Origin of the sequence: Stenotrophomonas sp. Marseille-Q4652 (assembly GCF_916618915.1) — a bacterium.
Classification (GTDB): domain Bacteria; phylum Pseudomonadota; class Gammaproteobacteria; order Xanthomonadales; family Xanthomonadaceae; genus Stenotrophomonas.
Map to the genome: position 1 here is coordinate 1,188,367 of NZ_CAKAKE010000001.1, position 19,395 is coordinate 1,207,761.

Annotated in this window: 17 protein-coding genes, 1 tRNA gene and 1 pseudogene; 9 read left to right on the forward strand and 10 right to left on the reverse strand. The window is 67.5% G+C overall.

The genetic code is table 11. The features are described 5' to 3' along the window. Positions 1-67: 67 nt before the first annotated feature. The 5 genes from thrC to LG380_RS05445 form a co-directional block, all read right to left on the reverse strand. On the reverse strand, positions 68-1,372 hold the full coding sequence (thrC, locus tag LG380_RS05425; RefSeq protein ID WP_225763951.1) for a threonine synthase: 1,305 nt from the start codon (positions 1,370-1,372) through the stop codon (positions 68-70). 25 nt (positions 1,373-1,397) lie between these two features. Beyond that, entirely contained in the window at positions 1,398-2,318 is a 921-nt protein-coding gene (locus LG380_RS05430; protein ID WP_225763952.1) for a homoserine kinase, read from the reverse strand. Beyond that, the gene (thrA, locus tag LG380_RS05435; RefSeq protein ID WP_225763953.1) at positions 2,315-4,822 is read right to left on the reverse strand and encodes a bifunctional aspartate kinase/homoserine dehydrogenase I; all 2,508 of its coding nucleotides are present in this window, start codon (positions 4,820-4,822) and stop codon (positions 2,315-2,317) included. The genes LG380_RS05430 and thrA overlap by 4 nt, the downstream gene beginning before the upstream one ends. A gap of 475 nt (positions 4,823-5,297) precedes the next feature. Further along, positions 5,298-6,242, reverse strand: coding sequence for a DMT family transporter (locus LG380_RS05440; protein ID WP_225763954.1), 945 nt, complete (start codon positions 6,240-6,242; stop codon positions 5,298-5,300). Between the two features lie 162 nt (positions 6,243-6,404). Next, positions 6,405-6,481 (reverse strand) — tRNA-Arg (locus LG380_RS05445). Positions 6,482-6,630: 149 nt separating this feature from the next. Between LG380_RS05445 and LG380_RS05450 the strand changes: the two genes are divergently transcribed. From LG380_RS05450 to LG380_RS05470, 5 genes are all read left to right on the forward strand, one after another. Next, positions 6,631-8,163 (forward strand): aldehyde dehydrogenase family protein, encoded by a 1,533-nt coding sequence (locus LG380_RS05450; RefSeq protein WP_225763955.1) that lies wholly within the window; start codon positions 6,631-6,633, stop codon positions 8,161-8,163. A gap of 115 nt (positions 8,164-8,278) precedes the next feature. After that, positions 8,279-8,560 carry a DUF4190 domain-containing protein gene (locus tag LG380_RS05455; RefSeq protein ID WP_225763956.1) on the forward strand — a complete coding sequence of 94 codons (282 nt, stop codon included), beginning with the start codon at positions 8,279-8,281 and terminating at the stop codon, positions 8,558-8,560. A gap of 166 nt (positions 8,561-8,726) precedes the next feature. After that, the gene (locus tag LG380_RS05460; RefSeq protein ID WP_225763957.1) at positions 8,727-9,782 is read left to right on the forward strand and encodes a quinone-dependent dihydroorotate dehydrogenase; all 1,056 of its coding nucleotides are present in this window, start codon (positions 8,727-8,729) and stop codon (positions 9,780-9,782) included. Beyond that, on the forward strand, positions 9,779-10,819 hold the full coding sequence (murB, locus tag LG380_RS05465) for a UDP-N-acetylmuramate dehydrogenase (RefSeq protein ID WP_225763958.1): 1,041 nt from the start codon (positions 9,779-9,781) through the stop codon (positions 10,817-10,819). The genes LG380_RS05460 and murB overlap by 4 nt, the downstream gene beginning before the upstream one ends. A gap of 20 nt (positions 10,820-10,839) precedes the next feature. After that, positions 10,840-11,739 carry a DMT family transporter gene (locus LG380_RS05470; RefSeq protein WP_225763959.1) on the forward strand — a complete coding sequence of 300 codons (900 nt, stop codon included), beginning with the start codon at positions 10,840-10,842 and terminating at the stop codon, positions 11,737-11,739. A 3-nt stretch (positions 11,740-11,742) separates the two neighbouring features. Here LG380_RS05470 and LG380_RS05475 read toward each other — a convergent pair whose 3' ends face one another. Both LG380_RS05475 and LG380_RS05480 read right to left on the reverse strand, forming a co-directional pair. After that, a complete protein-coding gene (locus LG380_RS05475) occupies positions 11,743-12,456 on the reverse strand; it encodes an LrgB family protein (protein ID WP_225763960.1) in 714 nt (237 codons plus the stop codon). Continuing rightward, the gene (locus tag LG380_RS05480; protein WP_083490102.1) at positions 12,446-12,865 is read right to left on the reverse strand and encodes a CidA/LrgA family protein; all 420 of its coding nucleotides are present in this window, start codon (positions 12,863-12,865) and stop codon (positions 12,446-12,448) included. The genes LG380_RS05475 and LG380_RS05480 overlap by 11 nt, the downstream gene beginning before the upstream one ends. 70 nt (positions 12,866-12,935) lie before the next feature. Here LG380_RS05480 and LG380_RS05485 point away from each other — a divergent pair, with 70 nt between their 5' ends. Then, positions 12,936-13,829: a LysR substrate-binding domain-containing protein gene (locus LG380_RS05485; protein ID WP_057640563.1), complete on the forward strand. Its 894-nt coding sequence runs from the start codon at positions 12,936-12,938 to the stop codon at positions 13,827-13,829. A gap of 86 nt (positions 13,830-13,915) precedes the next feature. Then, on the forward strand, positions 13,916-14,119 hold the full coding sequence (locus LG380_RS05490; protein WP_225763961.1) for a hypothetical protein: 204 nt from the start codon (positions 13,916-13,918) through the stop codon (positions 14,117-14,119). Positions 14,120-14,229: 110 nt separating this feature from the next. Here the strand turns inward: LG380_RS05490 and LG380_RS05495 are convergent, their stop codons facing one another. Then, positions 14,230-14,868, reverse strand: a complete 639-nt coding sequence (locus LG380_RS05495) for a hypothetical protein (protein WP_225766460.1) — start codon at positions 14,866-14,868, stop codon at positions 14,230-14,232. A 702-nt stretch (positions 14,869-15,570) separates the two neighbouring features. Here LG380_RS05495 and LG380_RS05500 point away from each other — a divergent pair. Then, positions 15,571-16,539: an IS5 family transposase gene (locus tag LG380_RS05500; RefSeq protein WP_225763962.1), complete on the forward strand. Its 969-nt coding sequence runs from the start codon at positions 15,571-15,573 to the stop codon at positions 16,537-16,539. Positions 16,540-16,653: 114 nt separating this feature from the next. Here the strand turns inward: LG380_RS05500 and LG380_RS05505 are convergent, their stop codons facing one another. Further along, complete coding sequence (locus LG380_RS05505; RefSeq protein WP_225763963.1) at positions 16,654-17,367, reverse strand: hypothetical protein; 714 nt, start codon at positions 17,365-17,367, stop codon at positions 16,654-16,656. Between the two features lie 55 nt (positions 17,368-17,422). On the opposite strand from LG380_RS05505, the gene LG380_RS05510 reads away from it, so the two are divergent. Continuing rightward, positions 17,423-18,184 carry an IS5 family transposase gene (locus tag LG380_RS05510; protein ID WP_137138293.1) on the forward strand — a complete coding sequence of 254 codons (762 nt, stop codon included), beginning with the start codon at positions 17,423-17,425 and terminating at the stop codon, positions 18,182-18,184. Positions 18,185-18,249: 65 nt separating this feature from the next. Here the strand turns inward: LG380_RS05510 and LG380_RS05515 are convergent. Then, a pseudogene (locus tag LG380_RS05515) lies at positions 18,250-19,146 on the reverse strand (NADH-quinone oxidoreductase subunit M); the annotation flags it as partial. Positions 19,147-19,395: the final 249 nt, after the last annotated feature.

Here is a 19,395-nt window from a genome sequence, read left to right on the forward strand (position 1 = left end):
CGGGCGGTTATCCACAGGCTTCCTGGACAACGCTCCACACCGGATGTGGACAACCGTGGTGGCCGGCTCAGGCCCAGTTGACCAGCCTGTCGCGCAGCTCGGCGAATGACGGTTGGCACGGCTCGGCATGGGCCGGACGGCGCAGCAGCGCGGCCAGTGCAGGCGGCACCTCGAGCTCTCGGCCGATCAGCGGCTCGACCACGCTCTCGAACTTGGCCGGATGTGCAGTGGCCGCCACCGCCCAGTCCTCGCCGGAGGCTGCCTGCCCGCTGGCCCGCAGCCGTTCCAGCACCCGCACCGCCGTGGCCGTGTGCGGGCAGAAAACCTCGCCGTGGCGCTGGTAACGCTCGCGGATGGTGTCGCGGATCTCCCCGTCGTCCACCCCCTGCGACGTGAAAGCCGCGCGCAGCGCCGCGTCGTCACCGCGGTACAGCCAGCGCAGCCGCTCGAAGTTGCTGGGCGCGCCCACATCCATGGCATTGGCCAGGGTCGCCACGGTGGGCTGCGGCCGGTACTCGTCGCCGCCAAAGTAGTCCGGCAGCACGCGGTTGGCATTGGTCGCCAGCACGATCCGTCCCAGCGGCACGCTCAGCCCGCGCGCCAGGATCGCGGCCATCGCATTGCCTAGGTTGCCGGTGGGAATGACGAAGTTGAGCTTGCGTCCGGTGCGCGCATGGTGGCCGATGGCGGCGTGGGCGTAATAGGACATCTGCGGCAGCAGCCGGCCGAGACTGATGCTGTTGGCCGAGCTCAGCGGCACATGCGCCTGCAGTTCCACGTCGCCCAGCGCCTGCTTGGCCATCGCCTGGCAGTCGTCGAAGGCGCCGGCCACGCGCAGCGCGCGGATGTTGTCCCCCAGGCAGCCGAGCTGGTGCGCCTGGCGAGGCGACACCCGGCCGTCGGGATACAGCACCAGCACCCGCAGGCCCGGCTGGCGGTGGAAGGCGGCAGCGACCGCGGCCCCGGTATCACCGGAGGTCGCCACCACGATGGTCAGCGGCCGCGCGTCGGCACGCGGCAGGCGCGCGAGGCTGCCGGCGAGGAAGCGCGCGCCGAAATCCTTGAACGCGGCGGTCGGCCCGTGGAACAGCTCCAGCACGTGGTCGCCCGGCGTGGCCAGCGGCTGCAGCGGCGCCGGGAAGTCGAAGGCCTGCTCGCAGATCGCCGCCAGCTCGGGTTCAAGCGCGTCGCCGGCAAAGAATGGCGTCAGCAGCGTGGTCGCGGTCCGTGCCAGCGAATCGGCCGGGGCCAGGGTGCGCGGCGCCGGCAGCGCCTCCGGCACGTACAGGCCGCCATCGGGCGCCAGCCCGGCGGCGATGGCCTGGCTGAGCGAGACTGCCGGCGCGTTGTTGCGGGTGGAAACGAAGTTCATCGGGACTCCAACGGATACGCCACGCTCAAAGTACGCAGGCGGCAGGGGAATTGAGCGGCGACACCCAGGCCTGGCTGTCGAACCCGGCCGCGGCAAAGGCCGCCTGCACCGGGGCGACAGCGGCCTCGGCCGCCTGGCGGGTCTGGAACCAGCCGAACACGCTGGGGCCGGCGCCGGAAATGCTCGCGCCCATCGCACCGGCGGCCAGGGCGGCCTGCTTGGCCTCGTTGAAACCGGCGATCAACGGTGCACGCCGCGGCTCGACCAGCACGTCGGCCAGGCCATCGCGCACCAGGTCGGCGCGCCCGGCATGGCAACCGGCCAGCACCAGCGCCAGGTTGGCGCTCTGCGCGACGAATTCCTTCAGCTCGTAGCTGCCGGCCAGTGCGGCGCGGGCACGGCGGGTTTCCAGCACCGCGTCCGGGTGCACCAGCAGGCTGTGCCAGGCATCGGGCACCGGGATGCGCACGATCCGCTGCGCGGTGGCCAGCACCAGTCCGCCCAGCAGCATCGGGCCGAGGTTGTCGCCATGCTGGCCGCCGCTGGCCACCGCCTCGCCGACCAGGGCGAAGGGATACAGGGCTTCGGGGGGCAGCGGCTGGTCCAGCAGCGCATTGGCCGCTACCAGCGCGGCCACGCACGAGGCGGCCGAGCCGCCCATGCCCGAACCGAGCGGGATGCCCTTCTCGATGCGGACCTCGAAGCCGTAGGGCAGTTCCAGCGCCTGGCGTAGTGCGATCAGCGCCGCACCAGCGGTATTGCCGACCGCCTCGCGCGGCAGGTCGACGGTGGCCCCGGTGATCGCGCTGATGCGCACCTCCGGCGCGTCGATCCGACGCACCGCCACGGTGTCGCCCACGCCCTCGATGCCGTGGCCGAGGATGTCGAAGCCCACCGCCACATTGCCGACCGAGGCCGGCGAGAACGCACGCACCCAACCACTCACAGGCGCGCTCCTTCACCGGCGGCCACCCGCAGCACGTCGGCGAACACACCGGCGGCGGTGACCTCCGGACCGGCACCCGGCCCCTGCACCACCAGCGGGTTGTCGCAGTAGCGGCGCGTGGTGAACTGCACCACGTTGTCGGTCAGCTGCAGGTTGGCGAAGGCATGGCTGGCCGGCAGTTCCACCAGGCCGACACTGGCCGGGCCGGACGCCGGCAGCTGGGCGACATAGCGCAGCACGTTGCCGCGATCACGCGCGGCCTGCAGGCGCGTGGCGAACGCCGCGTCGACCCCGTGCAGATGCTCCATGAAGTCCTCCACGCTGGACCGGCGCAGCGATTCGGGCACCAGGCTTTCCACCTGCACGTCCTCCAGGCTCAGGTCACGGCCGGCCTCGCGCGCCAGGATCACCAGCTTGCGCGCCACGTCCACGCCGGACAGGTCATCGCGCGGATCCGGCTCGGTGTAGCCCATCGCCCGCGCCTGCGCGACCAGCGCCGAGAACGGCACGCTGCCGTCGTACTTGTTGAACAGCCACGCCAGCGTGCCGGAGAAGATGCCGGCAATCGCGGTGACCTCGTCACCGGTATCGACCAGGTCCCGCAGCGTGGTGATCACCGGCAGGCCGGCACCGACCGTGGCCTCGTAGCGGAAGCGCGCGCCACTGGCGGCCGCTGCGGCGCGGATGGCGTGGAAGCGCGGCAGGGGACCGGCACCGGCCTGCTTGTTCGGGGTGACGACATGGATGCCGGCGGCCAGCCAGCCGGCGTAGCGATCGGCCACGTCGGCGCTGCCGCTGCAGTCGATGATCATCGCGTGCGGCAATCGCGCGGCAAGCAGGTGTTCGGTGAACTGGTCCAGGTCGGCCGGCGTGGTGCTGGCGGCAAATGCGCTGCGCCAGTCGCCCTCGACTGCACGTGGCTCCAGCAGCATGCGCTTGCGTGACAGCACCGCGCGCAGGCGCAGGTCCAGCCGCGCCTTGGACAGCAGCTGCGGCTGCGCCTTGTGCAGCTGGTCCAGCAGCGCCGCGCCGACGTTGCCCGGGCCGATCACACCGACTGAAAACGTCTGCGGCGATAGCCAGAAGCCGGCATGGGCGGCACGCAGTGCCTTGGTCGCATCGCGGCTGTCGATTGCCACCGAGATGTTGCGCTCGGATGAGCCCTGGGCAATGGCCAGGATGTTGACCTGGGCGCGGGCCAGCGACTCGAACAGGCGCGCGGCCACGCCCGGCTGGCCGGCCATGCCATCACCCACCGCCGCCAGCACGCTGATCCCCGGGGTCAGCTGCACCCGCTGCACGTGGCCGAGCGAGAGTTCATGGGCAAAGGCATGCAGCAGCGCGTCGCGTGCGCGCCCGGCCTCGCCCTGGCGCACCACGCAGCAGATCGAATGTTCCGAGGAGCCCTGCGAGATCATCACCACCGACACATGGGCGTTGCGCAGGGCGGCGAACACACGCTCGGCGGTGCCGGGCACGCCGATCAGGCCGGTACCTTCCAGGTTCAGCACCGCCAGGTCCGGGCTCAGGGTCAGCCCCTTGATCGGCCCGCTGGCGGTGGCACCGGCGGCGATGCGGGTGCCCGGATGTCCGGGCTGGAAGGTGTTGCGGATGATGATCGGCAGCCCGCGCTCCATCGCCGGCGACATGGTCTGCGGATGCACCACCTTTGCGCCGAAGTAGGCCAGTTCGCAGGCCTCGTCGTAGCTGAGCGTTTCCAGCTGTACCGCCTCGGGCACGACGCGCGGGTCGGCCGAAAGCACGCCGTCGACGTCGGTCCAGATGTGCAGTTCGTCGGCATTGAACAGGGCCGCGAAGATCGCGCCGGAGTAGTCGCTGCCGTTGCGGCCCAGGGTGGTGATGCGGTCATTGCGGTCGCGGGCGACGAAGCCGGTCACCACCACGCGCGATTGCGGGTGCGATTGGCGCCAGGTAGCCAGGCGCTGCGCACTGGTTTCCCAGCCCACGTCGACGCCGAGCTCGCCGCGGTCCACCACCAGGACGTCGCGCGCATCGAGCACGGCGCAATCCTCGCCAAGCGCGCGGAAATGCGCGCCCAGCAGGTGGGCCGAATACACCTCGCCCAGGCCCTGCACGCGGTCGAGCACCTCGTTGGGCAGCTCGCCGATCACCGCCAGCGCCTCGAGGATGCGGGCCAGGTGGTCGAAACGGTCATCCAGCCACTCCACCGTCCCGCCGGCGTGCTCGCCCAGCAGCGACACCGCCGCACCACGATGGCGCGCCCGTAGTTCGTGCCAGTGTTCGCGCCAGCGGGCGTCGTCGCGTGACGCCAGCAGGGCCAGTTCGATCAGCGCGTCGGTCACGCCCTTCATCGCCGACACCACGGTGACCTGGGTCGACTCGCCACGGGCCAGCAGCAACTGCGCCACGTGGCGGTAACGGTCGGCGTCGGCGACGGAGGTTCCGCCGAACTTGTGCACCACGGTGGCGGGCACGGCGGCGCTGGCGGAAGGAAGCGGTGCGGGTTCGACGGCGGCGGACATCGGAAAAACCTCGGTTGGAGGCCCCGGCGCACCGTCAGGTTCTGGGGATCGCCCCCCGCATCCTGATCCGGGTGCGGGGCCGTTGTGTTCGGGAAACTACGCGAAGACGACGGGCCGCACCGGGCTAGTGGTGACGGTAAGGGTGGTAATGGACATGGCACCAGTCGCGGCCAGCAGCGACTTCGGTCGCTGCGGAATGATGCTGGCGGTGGCGCGGACAGGCTGCATTGCCCAAGAGGACAACAGCGGTGAAGTCCGTGTCAAGTGCTGCGGCGCAAAAATCCCTTGCCGGGATCGTCAGTCAACGTGCCGGAAAAGTTGCAAATGTGATCATCTCGCGAACTTCCGGCATTTGACCCGCCGGACCACCGGAAGTGCGCGCAACGCGTTTGGAGCGGCTTCCAGGACCGAAGCGTCGAGCAGTGACGTCGGTGCCTCGTACCGACCGGGATGCAGGGCGCCAGTGCGCGGCCCCTCAGGCCGGGGTATGTACCGGCGGCGCCGGTCGGTGCGCTGCGGCGCACAGCACCACGCCCGCCACCAGGCAGACGATGGCCAGCACTTCCAGCGGGCTCGGCCAGCGCTGGTGCCACAGGAAGCCATAGAACAGCGCGAACAGCGTCTCGAACACGATCATCTGACCGCCCAGGGTCAGGGGCAGCATCCGGGTGGCGCGGTTCCAGCAGGCATTGCCGAGGATCGAGGCCAGCACCGCCACGCCGGTGGCGACCGCCCAGAACATCGCCCACTGCCCCGGCGCATGCCCGCCTGATCCACCGACAAAGGCGAACGGGGCCAACAGCAGCGCCAGCGCGCCGGTAGCCACGCCGGTGAGCAACGACCAGTCGTGGCCGGAAATATCCGGGCAACGCGCCAGCCAGCGGGCATTGGCCACCGAGTACGTCGTCCACGACAGCAGCGCACCCACGGCACACAACAGTCCCAGCGTGCGCCGCCACGGATCGCCGCCGGCATGCGAGCCGGCAACGGCCTCGTAGCCCATCAGCAACACCCCGGCCAGGCACAGCAGCAGCGAGGGCGCCAGCCGCGGCAGCGCGATCGCCCCGGCCTGGCGGCTGCCGGCCAGCGACACCAGCACCGGCACCATGCCCACGATCAGCGAGGCGGCGGCGCCGCCACTCCACTGCACGGCCATCGCCAGCAGCACGAAGTAGACGAGGTTGCCGAGCAGGCTCAGGCGCAGCAGCGCCATCCACTCCACCCTGCCAACGCGCGAGCGCACGGCCCTCCAGCGCGGCAGCAGCAGGGCGGCGGCGATCAGTCCGTAGACCAGGTAGCGGGCAGCGGCCAACTGCACCGGGGAAAACGCGGACAGCACCGCAGGCGCGAGGAACACCACGCCCCACAGGGCTCCGGAGGCCACTCCGTTGGCGATCCCGCCCCACATCCGACTCGTCATTGCTGCCACGCCTGTTGCGACGTGATCTTCGATGCACGCCCTGACCAAACCACCACCCGGAGGAAGAAGCCCTCAAGCACGAGCCTGCGCGATGCGCGCTGACGCCTTCCGGTCCCTGCCCGCGGGCACGCCGGACGCAGCAAAGGAAGGGAGGCAAGGCGATGGCGGCCCCGACACGATTCGAACGTGCGACCTGTCCCTTAGGAGGGGACCGCTCTATCCAGCTGAGCTACGGGGCCTGAGACGCGCATTGTCGCACGAGCCCCCGCCAGCCTGCATCCCACGGCAACAGGCCGGCGCGTGCGCTCTGCTAAAATCGCCGTTCTGCACGCCGCTCCCTACGGTTGCCCCGCGGCTGCGCCCACAACGCAATGCATCAGGAGATTACATGTCCTTTGACCTGCTCAAGGCGCTCGGCCTCGCCGCTTCCAACGCGGGCACCTACCTCGGCAACGGCGAATGGTCCGCCGCCACCGGGGCTGGCGTGATCAAGCCGACCAACCCGACCACCGGCGAAGTCATCGCCGAGGTCCAGGCCACCACCGACGCCGATTACGAGACGGTCATCGCCCGCGCCCAGGAAGCCTTCAAGGTCTGGCGCACCACTCCGGCCCCGCGCCGCGGCGAGGCCATCCGCCTGTGTGGCGAGGCCCTGCGCAAGCACAAGGACGCGCTGGGTTCGCTGGTCGCGCTGGAAATGGGCAAGTCCAAGGCCGAGGGCGATGGCGAAGTGCAGGAGATGATCGACATCGCCGACTTCGCCGTGGGCCAGAGCCGCATGCTCTACGGCTACACCATGCATTCCGAGCGCCCGGGCCACCGGATGTACGAGCAGTACCACCCGCTGGGTATCGTCGGCATCATCTCGGCCTTCAACTTCCCGGTCGCGGTGTGGAGCTGGAACAGTTTCCTGGCCGCGATCTGTGGTGACGTCTGCATCTGGAAGCCGTCCAACAAGACCCCGCTGACCGCGATCGCCTCGATGAAAATCTGCAACGAGGCGCTGAAGGAAGCCGGCTTCCCGGACATCTTCTTCCTCATCAACGACGCTGGCACCGCGCTGTCGGAGAAGCTGGTCGAAGACCGGCGCGTGCCGCTGATCAGCTTCACCGGCTCGACCCAGGTCGGCCGCATCGTCAACGAGAAGGTCGCCCGCCGCCTGGGCCGCTGCCTGCTGGAGCTGGGCGGCAACAACGCCATCATCCTGGACGAGACCGCGGACCTGAAGCTGGCGGTGCCGGGCATCGTGTTCGGCGCGGTCGGCACCGCCGGCCAGCGCTGCACGACCACCCGCCGCCTGATCGTGCATGAGTCGATCTACGACAACGTGCTCGACACCCTGGTCAAGGCCTACAAGCAGGTCGAGGGCAAGATCGGCGATCCGCTGGATACCGCCAACCTGATGGGCCCGCTCAACAGTGTCGAAGCCGTGCAGCAGTTCCTGGCCTCGGTCGAGAAGGCCAAGGCATCGGGCGGCACCGTGGTCACCGGCGGCGAGAAGCTGGACCGTCCGGGCCACTTCGTCCTGCCGACCATCATCACCGGCCTGCAGAACAGCGACGAGGTCGTGCAGCACGAGACCTTCGCCCCGATCCTGTACGTGATGAAGTACTCCTCGCTGGACGAGGCCATCGAGATGCAGAACGGCGTGCCGCAGGGCCTGTCCTCGTCGATCTTCACCACCAACCTCAAGTCGGCCGAGAAGTTCCTGTCGGCTGCCGGTAGCGACTGCGGCATCGCCAACGTCAACATCGGCACCTCGGGCGCGGAAATCGGTGGCGCCTTCGGTGGCGAGAAGGACACCGGCGGTGGTCGCGAGTCCGGTTCGGATGCGTGGAAGGTCTACATGCGCCGCCAGACCAACACCATCAACTACTCCGATTCGCTGCCGCTGGCCCAGGGCATCAAGTTCGACCTGTAAGAAACCGGCGGGGGTCCGCATGGCGGGCCCCTGCCTTCTGGAATAACCGCCTGCATCGGCAAACCATCAGCATGCGTTCCGGGCCAGGCTTGCCTCTTCGCGAAGGAACCCCGCAATGAACCAGATCCGCCAGACCAGCACCCTCGCCATTGTCAGCCTGGTTGCCGGCCTCCTCGGCTGGACCCTGTTGCCGATGGTCGGCTGCATCGCCGCGATCATCACCGGCCACATGGCGCGTGCCGAGATCCGCCGCGAACCGGAGCGGCTGGAAGGCGACGGGCTGGCCATCGCCGGGCTGATCCTGGGCTGGCTGGGCATCGCCGTGTCGGTGCTGGCCGTCGTGGCGATCTTCATGCTCTTCGGCGGCCTGGCCTGGTTTGCGGCCATGCAGTCCTGAGCCGGATGCCCGCCCTGCCCGCCAGTACCCGCTGCAGTGCCCGGGTCGCGGACCATGTCCGTGGCCATGGAACCGGAGCAATGCTGTCAGCCGCCCACGTACGCGACGGCCGTGCCACCCTCCAATACCGCACCCGTGCCGTTGCCGGTACGCCGACCTGATCGCCATGTACTCCCTTGCCCGCCCCTTCCTGTTCTCCTTCGATGCCGAACGCGCCCATGGCCTCGGTCTGTCGGCCCTGGAGCTGGCCTACCGCACGGGCGCATCCTCCCTGCTGACCCGCCGGATCAAGCCGATGCCGACACCGGCGTTCGGCCTGAGCTTCCCGAATCCGGTCGGCCTGGCCGCGGGCCTGGACAAGAACGGCGAGCACATCGATGCGCTTTTCGCACTGGGCTTTGGCTTTGTCGAGATCGGCACGGTCACTCCGCGCCCGCAGGCCGGCAACCCGCAGCCGCGGCTGTTCCGCCTGCGCGACCAGCTGGCGATCATCAACCGCATGGGTTTCAACAACGACGGCGTCGATGCGCTGGTGAGGAACGTCGAGCGCTCGCGCAAGCGCACCGGCCTGCTCGGCATCAACATCGGCAAGAACAAGGACACGCCCAACGAGAACGCGCTGGACGACTACCAGCACTGCCTGGAGCGCGTGTACCCGCTGGCCGACTACATCACCGTCAACATCTCCTCGCCCAACACCGCCGGCCTGCGCGAGCTGCAGGAAGAACAGGCGCTGCGCCAGCTGATCGGCAGCCTGCGCGAGTCGCAGGAAAAGCTCTCGGCCCAGCATGGCAAGCGCGTGCCGATGCTGGTCAAGGTGGCCCCGGACCTCAACGACCGTGATATCGACGCCGCCGCACGCGTGCTGACCGAGCTGACCGTCGATGGCGTCATCGCCACCAACACCACCGTTGCGCGGCCGCTGCTGGAGGATGTCGCGGCGGCACGCGAAACCGGCGGCCTGTCCGGTGCGCCACTGATGGGCCAGTCCACCCTGGTGCTGCGCCGGCTGCGCGCGCGCCTGCCCGAGGCCATCCCGCTGATCGGCGTGGGCGGCATCCTGTCCGGCGCCGACGCGGTGGCCAAGATGTCGGCCGGCGCCTCGCTGGTGCAGTGCTACACCGGCCTGGTCTACCGCGGCCCCGAACTGATCGGCGAGTGCGTGGAGGCAATCCGTCGCCGCCGCGAGGCCCCCAGCCGCGGAGCCGTTGCGCCGCTATGACCACACCTGGCTGGTTGTTGACCGAAAACGCCTCGCTGCAGGGTCTCAATACCTTCCACGTCGCCGCCACCGCACCGCGCCTGCTGGAGGTGTTCGACCCGGCATTGCTGCCGGAGGCGCTGACTGCCGTCGCCGGTGAGCCGTTGCTGGTGCTGGGCAGCGGCAGCAATGTGCTGCTGGCCGGTGATCCGCCAGGTGTGGTGCTGGTGTTCGGCAACCGCGACCTGTCCATCCTCGAACACCGTCCCGACCACGCCATCGTCCGCGCCGGTGCCGGCGTCAACTGGCACCAGCTGGTGATGTGGTCGCTGCAGCAGGGCCTGTCGGGGCTGGAGAACCTCGCGCTGATTCCCGGCACCGCCGGCGCCGCGCCGATCCAGAACATCGGCGCCTATGGCGCGCAGGTCGGCGAGTTCATCCACGTGGTCGAGGCCTGGGATACGGCGCAACAGGCGTTCGCGCGCCTGACCGCCGAGGAATGCGCCTTCGCCTATCGCGACAGCGTGTTCAAACGCGAGGCCGACCGCTTCCTGATCACCGCCATCGAACTGCGGCTGCCGCTGCTGCACGAGCTGCGCCTGGACTACGCCGGCATCGATGACGAGCTCAAGGCCATGGGCGTGGAACTGCCCGGGGCGATCGACGTGGCCAATGCGGTCATCGCCATCCGCCAGCGCAAGCTCCCGGACCCCGACGTGCTGGGAAACGCCGGCAGTTTCTTCAAGAACCCGATCCTGCCGGCCGCGCAGGTCGAGGCACTGCTGCAGGAGCACCCTGCCCTGCCGGTGTTCGCCACCGACGATCCGGGCCAGCGCAAGGTCTCGGCCGCCTGGCTGATCGAGGCCTGCGGCTGGAAGGGTCATCGCGAGGCCAGCGATGCCGGCGTCGCGCCCAGCCACGCGCTGGTACTGGTCAACCACGGCCAGGCCAGCGGTGCCGACCTGCTGGACCTGGCACAGCGGATCTCCGCCTCGGTGCAGGAAAGGTTCGGCGTGCCGCTGGAGCCCGAGCCGCGTCTGGTTGGCGCACGCTGGTGAGCACCGGGCAGGAAAAACAGATGTCGGCGCCTCTGCGCGCCGCGCTGTTGATGCTGGCCAGCACGATGGCCTTCGGCCTGATGGCGGTGACGATCCGCCTGGCCACCGCCCATGTGCCGACCCAGGAAGTGGCGTTCTTCCGCAACGCCTTTGGCCTGCTGGCGCTGCTGCCGATGCTGATGCGTCCCGGCCGGTCGCCATTGCGGACCCAGCAGTTGCCACGTTACTTCCTGCGCAGCGCCATCGGCCTGGGCTCGATGCTGTGCGGCTTCTGGGCCGTCGGCCACCTGCCGCTGTCACAGGCGGTATCGCTGTCCTATTCGACACCCCTGTTCGTGACCATCGCCGCGGTGCTGTGGCTGGGCGAGAAGGTCCGCATCCGTCGCTGGGCGGCGGTGATCGTCGGCTTCATCGGCGTGCTGGTGATCGTGCGCCCGGGCCACCACGGCTTCGAGCCGGGCACCCTGATCGCGGTGCTGGCGGCCGTGCTCAGCGCGCTGGTCGCCATCCAGATCAAGCAGCTCACCCGCGTCGATGGCGCCGACACCGTGGTGTTCTACACCTATGTGTTCTGGGTACCGCTGTCGCTGGTGCCGGCCCTGTTCGTGTGGACCTGGCCGACCGGCATCGCCTGGCTGTGGCTGGTGGCCACCGGCATCTTCGGTACCGCCGGGCAACTGCTGTGGACCCGCGCCCTGCGCCTGGGCGAGGTCTCCGCGCTCACCCCGATCAGCTTCATGCAGTTGCCACTGGTGGCGGCATGCGGCTGGCTGCTGTTCGGCGAGACCCTGGACCGCTGGACCGTCATCGGCGCGGCCATCATCCTCGGCTCCAACGCCTACATTGCCCACCGCGAGGCGGTGCTGGCGCGCCGTACCGCCACCCAGTCGCCCAGCGCCGCCGCCAAGCCCATCGAATGAGCCTTACAACAGCAGCGCCAGCAGCGGTGCCGCAGCGACGTTGACCAGGCCGGCCATCACCATCACCAGCCCGGCGATGGCGCCTTCGCTCTCCCCCAGCTCGCGCGCCTTGGACACGCCCATGCCGTGCGCGCCCATGCCGAACAGCGCACCACGCGCCATCGCGCTGCGTACCGGCAGCACCTTGAGCAGCAGTTGCCCGAACAGGGAGCCGCAGATGCCGGTGATCATCACGAACACAGCGGTCAACTCGGGGATGCCGCCGATGCGGCCGGACACGTCCATCGCGAACGGCGTGGTGATCGAACGCGGCGCCAGGCTCAGCCGCAGTTCCGGCGACAGGTGCAGGGCGGTGGCCATCCACCATGCGGCGGTGATGGCGATGCCACTGCCCACCAGCACCCCGGCACCGAGAACCTTCCAGTGCCGTGCGATCAAGGCCCGCTGCGCGTGAATGGGCACCGCGAAAGCCACCGTCGCCGGACCCAGCATCGCCATCAGCCAATGGGTACCGCGCAGGTAGTCGTGGTAACTGGCGTGCAGCACCGAGGCCAGCGCCAGCAGCGCCAATGGCGCGACGATCAGCGGCGATGCCCATGCCCGACCGCTGCGCAGGTACAGCTGCTTGGCGCCAAGGTAGGCCATGATCGTCGCCACGGCCCAGAACACCGGCCACAGCCACTGCGCCAAGTACGCAAACCCAGGGTCAGTGTTCATCCCGCTGGCTCCTGCGCAACAACAGTTCCACCGTCATCGCCGTAGCCGCCATCACCAGCAGCGTGCCGCCGACCACCACTGCCAGCAGCTTCAGGCCCAGCCAGCCGAACATCTGCCGGTTGTCGAGCAGGATCATCGCGGCCGGTACGAAGAACAGCAGCATCTCGGCCAGCAGCCAGCGCGCGCCACCGTTGAGGGTACGCGGTGACAACCAGCCCTGGCCGAAGGCGAGCAACAGCACGCACAAGCCGACGATGCCGCCCGGCACCGGTACGCCCCACTGCCGCACCAGGGCATCGGCCAGCAACCAGACCCCGACCAGCGCCAGGATCTGCAGCACGCGGCTGCGCCGAAAGCCACGCCGCAGGCCTGCCCGGTGACGGCGCAGGGAAACAAGGAAGGTATCCATGCCTTCCGTGTACGCCTGCCCATTGCATAATTAAAATGAATTGATTGAATCCAATAAATTCCAATCAAGAATGGATATTCGCCAACTCCGGATGCTGGTCGAAGTGGTCCGGCGGGACGGTTTCTCCGCCGCGGCCGAGACCTTGTTCGCCACCCAGCCCACGGTCAGCAAGGCCATCCGCCAGCTGGAAGAGGAGCTGGGTGAAACCCTGCTGGAGCGCTCCCGCCACGGCGTGCGGCTGACGCCCGCCGGGCAGATCGTCTACCGACGCGCCCTGGCCCTGCTCGGCGAGCGCGAGGACATGCTGCGCGAACTGGAAGAACTGCGCGGCCTGCAACGAGGCGCGCTTCACCTGGGCCTGGCCTCGCTGGGCAGCGACGTGTTGTTCGCGCCGGTGCTTGCACGCTTCCGCCAGCAGTACCCGCAGATCGAACTGCACGTGCAGCAGCGAGGCAGCGAGGCCCTGGAGGAAAGCCTGCGCGCCGGTGAGATCGAGCTGGCCGCCAGCCTGCTGCCCGTGGCCGACGACCTGGAATGGCAGGCCGTGCGCACCGAGCCGCTGGTCGCGCTGCTGCCGCAGGCGCACCCGCTGGCACGGCGGCCGTCGCTGCAGTTGCAGGACCTGGCGCAGGTGCCGTTCGTGCTGTTCGAAAAGGGCTTCATGCTCAACCGCCGCATCGCCCAGGCCTGCCTGGCGCACGGCTTCACGCCACGCGAGGCCACCCGCAGCGGCCAACCGGATTTCATCATCGCCCTGGTCGCCGCCGGCCTGGGCGTGGCCCTGCTGCCGCGCATGATCGCCGTGGCCCGGCCACGCCCGGACGTGGCCATCGTGCCGCTGGACGCGCCCGAACTGGACTGGAAGATGGCCCTGACCTGGCGCCGCGGCGGTTACCTGTCCGCCGCCGCCCAGGCCTGGTTGCAGCTGGTCGCCGAACTCGCCCAGGAAGCCGGGCCCGGCTGATGCGACGAGGCGGTGCCCGCACCGCATGGATTACCACGATGCCGCGACGCTCTCCGCGCGCACCCCGCGCGGGTCAGGCGACGCGTGTGCGGGCATCGAGACGGCTGTGCTTCGCACTGCACGGGCTGGGCATCGCCTACCTGCCAGACTTCGCCATCCGCGAGCCGCTGTCCGACGGACGCCTGCTGCCGTTGCTGGAAGACGCCATCGGCGCCACCGGCGTGTTCCACATCTCCTGGCCGGCCAGCAAGCACCCTCGCCGAAGCGGCGGGCACTGGTCGACTTCCTGAGCGAGCGGGTGTTCCCGGACAATCCGCAGACAGCGCGGCAATAGCGGGTAAATGCAACCGTCGCTGCTGCCGGCAACCAGGGACAGCGCGACGCACGGCGGCAATGGCCGTCAGAGATAGCGGACCACCATCGCGCCAAATACGCGGCACAACAACACGGTCATCGCAAAGGCGGCCGCGAAGGAAAACAGCCAGTTCGTCTCGGCCTGGAGCAACCGCTTGCCTTCTTCGTCGAGCAGCCCGGCGTCGCGCCGCCGCATCTGGCGTGACAGCAGCAGCATGGAAAGCAACAGGAGCAGGACCAGCGGCACCCAGGCGAACAGCAGGGTCGCAAGGCTCCCTGCCGACGCCCATCCGGCGCTGTACCGTGCCAGGAAGCCGCTGATGGCCATCTGGTTCCCGAAGGGCAGGAACACATGCAGCAACGTCGCCATGCCGATGACCCGCAGGACGCCATGGCGCAGGCGCAACCCCCACGGCCAGTGCACGGCCGGCGGCGGCAGTGCCCACGCGGCCTTCGACGGGAACGCGGTATCGACGGGGTGCATGCCGTCGACAGCGCGCTTGCGGTCCTGATGCCAGAACTGGCGATAGAGCGCGCGATGCAGCGCGAGGAACATGCAGGTCGCCATGAAGAAGACCAGCACGATATTGAAGGCAGCCGCCCCGGCATCACGATCGGTTGCCCCCCGCAGCAACGCGACGCCGATCCAGCCACCGAACAGCAGCGTCCATCCGCCCAGGAACATCCCCACGATGACCAGCCAACGTCGCTATTTCGGCCCACGCTGCCAGATGCGCAGGTGGTCTTCCTGCACGCCCGTGCCCCGTTTTTCGTCCATCGCGCCTTCCTCGTGCGTGCCCCTGTCGCCTGCCCGCCCCCGCCGTTCCGGACGGAGGCGCAGGATAGCCATGCCGCGTCACGGCCCACAAACGGGAACGGGCATCGACCTATCGCCAATGCCCGCCCGATTCACCCACCAGTGCCCCGATCAACGCGGCTTCGCGCGGTTCACTCCCACTCGATCATCAACAAGCCACGCAAGTCCGCGTGGTTAAAGGGTTTGGCTTTGATCGACATAGGCCCATACCGCCGCTTTTACCGTCAGGGAAACACGCCCTTTCCTGGCGCGGGTTTGCGCGGCATCGGCTCATCATCAATCAGCTTTAATCATACCGAACAAGGGGCCGAACTTCATCCTCTCGCCTCGCGCTGTGATTCCGCATACGAGAGCTTCTTTCGACCCATCATGCGATGCGATGCCGAACCCAAGTGGCTGCCTCTTCAACGGAAGACATGACCCGGCACGGGAAATCGCGTTCGATGCTCAAGTGCCGCTGCGTCAGAAGCGTGTGCATAGGCCCGTCCGTCAAAAGGACATCGCAGTAGCCTAAGGATGCTCTGAACAATTCCTCGGCGACAATAGCGCAAGGTTCGACGGATGACGACGATGCAGCTGAGCTTCGGGGACGCGGAACACACGGGCAAGCGGAAGAAGACGCGACGCGAGATCTTCCTGGCGGAGATGGAGCAGGTTGTGCCGTGGAACGCATTGCTGGCGCTGATCGCACCGCACTACCCGAAGATGGGCCAGCGTGGCCGGCAGCCGTACGCGCTGGCGACGATGCTGCGCATCCACTTTCTGCAGCAGTGGTACGCGCTGAGCGACCCGGGCATGGAAGAGGCGCTGTACGAGATGCCGGTGATGCGCCGCTTTGCCCGCCTGAGTGGGCTGGACAACATCCCGGACGAAACCACGATCCTCAACTTCCGCCGGCTGCTGGAGACGCATGATCTGGCGCCGCAGCTCCTGGAGCGCGTGAACGCGCACCTGGCGCGCAAGGGCCAGAGCTTGAAGGCCGGCACGATCGTCGATGCGACGATCATTGCGGCACCGAGCTCTACCAAGAACAGGGACGGCAAGCGCGACCCGGAGATGCATCAGACGAAGAAGGGCAACCAGTGGCACTTCGGGATGAAGGCGCACATTGGCGTGGACGAGGAGTCGGGCCTGGTGCACCACGTGGAGTGCACGGCGGCGAACGTCAACGACGTGACGCAGGTGCACAAGCTGCTGCACGGCAAGGAAGACACAATCTGCGGCGACAGCGGCTACACGGGCGCGGACAAGCGCGAGGAGCTGCAAGGCGTGGAGGCTGCGTTCTGGATCGCGGAGAAGCCGTCGAAGTTTCGTGCGATGAAGAACAAGCGTGATCGCAAATACGCCGAACGCTGGGAGCACTTCAAGGCCAGCCTGCGGGCGAAGGTGGAGCATCCGTTCCGAGTGGTGAAGCGGCAGTTCGGTTACACCAAGGTGCGCTATCGCGGGTTGGCGAAGAACACGGCGCAGGTGTTGACGCTGTTCGCGCTGTCGAATCTGTGGATGGCGCGGCGACGTCTGTTGCTGCCGACGGGTTAATCCGTCTGTTGGACGGGGAAAGCCGTCGAAAAGCGCCAGAAGTGGCGAGAAAGTGATCACATCGAGGTCGATCAGGCGCCTTGGCGCTGAAATCTAGGCATCAGCGCGCTTTGATCAGACCTTCCCTAACGCAGCGCCGGCATGATGAAAGTCGAATATGTCGTTGGCATTCAGCTTCTGCGTGCGATTCCAGCGTAGCGCCGCATGCAACAGAGCACCAACTTGCAGCGTGCGCAGAGCACGCCGACCGACTGGCTTCCGGACTGCTGCCCGTAGCAAGCCGAGACACTGCCTCGTGATTCCTTCCCGCTCATCTGCTGAAGGTTGGATGCCGAGGCCGAGCGACTTCACGGCCATGTCGTGCAGCACCTCGGCGGCGATCGGAGCTGCGAGTTCCAAGACACCATTAATCTCGTCGCGATAGACCTGCGCGAAGCTCTTCATCGACGGAGCGTGCGCCGCGTTGTCACGATTCAGCCGATCGGCAATGTCGACGAATGGCGAGGCGGGCGGCCAAGCGTCCCCGATGGTCTCAACCATCGTCGATAAAGAAACCTCCCAGAGGTGGTCGAAGAACGCCTTCTGAATGACGAGTCGCTCATCCTCTGGGAAGGCTGTGGCCACTGGATGCTGGACACCCAGGATGTACGGGACCTTGGTCCAGACCAAGTGTTCCAATGGATGAACGCTGTGCCCAACATTCGCATGGAGGAAATGCGCCACTTCCGTTGCCACGCGCGTCGGTTCGGGACTAAGCGTGATGCCGCAGCTCAGCTCGTCAATCAGTTCGGCCGTTGCACCCCGGGTTACTGGGTCCGACTGCTTCATTAGGGCGTGTTAACACTAATGGCGACGGCGACGATTGCGCCAGAAAATCTCCGACATGGAGATCACGCCCGAACAATTCGCTACCATTGAACACTGCCTGCCCAGGCAGCGTGGCAACGTCAGCCTGAGCAATCTGCAGGTGGTCAATGCGATCCTCTATGTGGCCGAACATGGTTGCAAGTGGCGCGGACTGCCCAAACGCTTCGGCAACTGGCACACGATTTACACGCGCATGAATCGCTGGACCAAAGCTGGCGTCCTGGATCGCATGTTCGAGGAGTTGCAGCGTGCGCAAGTCGTGCGTATCAGGATCGAAGCCGTCTCGCTGGACTCCACAAGCATCAAGGTCCATCCCGACGGCACAGGGGCACTAAAAAAAAGTCCGCAGTCCATCGGAAAGTCCCGAGGCGGATGGAACACCAAGATTCATATGGTTGCCGCGGATGCTCGAACGGCCGTGACGTTTTGCCTCTCGCCTGGGCAGGCGCACGACGCACCCGAAGGCCGGCGCCTGCTCAGCAGTCTTGGGCCGACCAGCAGACCGGTGCATTTGTTGATGGACCGTGCCTACGAAGGCAACGAGACACGGCAGCTGGCACTGGATCTGGGTTTCATTCCGGTGGTGCCACCAATGAAGACGCGGATCGAACCGTGGGACTACGACCGCGAGATGTACAAGCGCCGCAATGAGGTGGAGCGGTTGTTCCGTCGACTCAAAGGCTATCGCCGTATCTTCTCGCGGTTCGAGAAACTCGACCTCATGTTCCTGGGCTTCATCAGCTTCGTGCTCGTCGCTGATGGACTGAGGATGTGTTAACAGGCCCTAGTAAACGGCAGCGGATTTATCGAGCTTTGTTGGTTTTGCCCACCAGAGGTGGGTAGCACCATGAAGAAGGTGAACCACGGCATCACGTTGGCCACGCCGCCGTAGTCGCGGATCATGCGCGTGTGCATGCGGTCGTAGAGCACGCCGACGCAGGAGAACATCGCGCCGGAGATGAAGCCGTGCGAGATCATCTGCACCATCGCGCCCTGCAGCCCCAGGCGCGCCGCATCCTCGCCGCCGCTCACGTCGCGCATCAGCGAGAACGCGATGAACGTGCCCAGGGTCACGAAGCCCATGTGCGAGACCGAGGAGTACGCGATGAGCTTCTTCATGTCCTCCTGGACCAGCGCCACCAGGCCCACGTACACCACCGCGATCAGCGACAGCGCGATCACCAGCCAGGCCCATTCGTGGCCGGCGTCGGGCGTGATCGGCAGGCTGAAGCGCAGGAAGCCGTAGCCGCCGATCTTGAGCATGATCGCGGCCAGGATCACCGAGCCGCCGGTCGGCGCTTCCACGTGCGCGTCCGGCAGCCAGGTGTGCACCGGGAACATCGGCACCTTCACCGCGAAAGCGGCGAGGAAGGCGAAGAACAGCCACATCTGCTCGGTCGAGGTCAGCCGCAGCGCGTACAGGTCCGGCAACTGCCAGCTCCCGGCCTTCAGGTACAGGTAGATCAGGCCGACCAGCATGAAGATCGAGCCGAGGAACGTGTACAGGAAGAACTTGATCGACGCGTACACGCGTCGCGGACCGCCCCAGACGCCAATGATGATGAACATCGGGATCAGCATGGCCTCGAAGAACACGTAGAACAGCAGCGCGTCCACGGCCGAGAACACGCCGATCATCAGGCCTTCGAGGATCAGCATGGAACCGAAGTACTGGCTCACGCGCCGGTCGATCGAGGTCCATGCGCCCACCAGCACCAGCGCGGTGGTCAGCGCGGTGAGGGTATAGGAAGTTCAACCGCCCTTTTTTGCGAGTCTGGCGGGTAGGAAGCGGCCGCGCAAGCGCCGCTTTGGGCACAGATCGGGCACAGATCGGGGGTTCATGCGTGGGTTTTCGACATCGCGGGGCCGCGCAGCGGCTCAGTGCGTAGCCATTTCTCACCGAATCCCGGCACAGGGCCGAGCGCAGCCCTGCGGGGTCGTGGCCGCATCGGATCGGACTCTGGCTTGGCTGCCGGCTGTGTGGCCGGC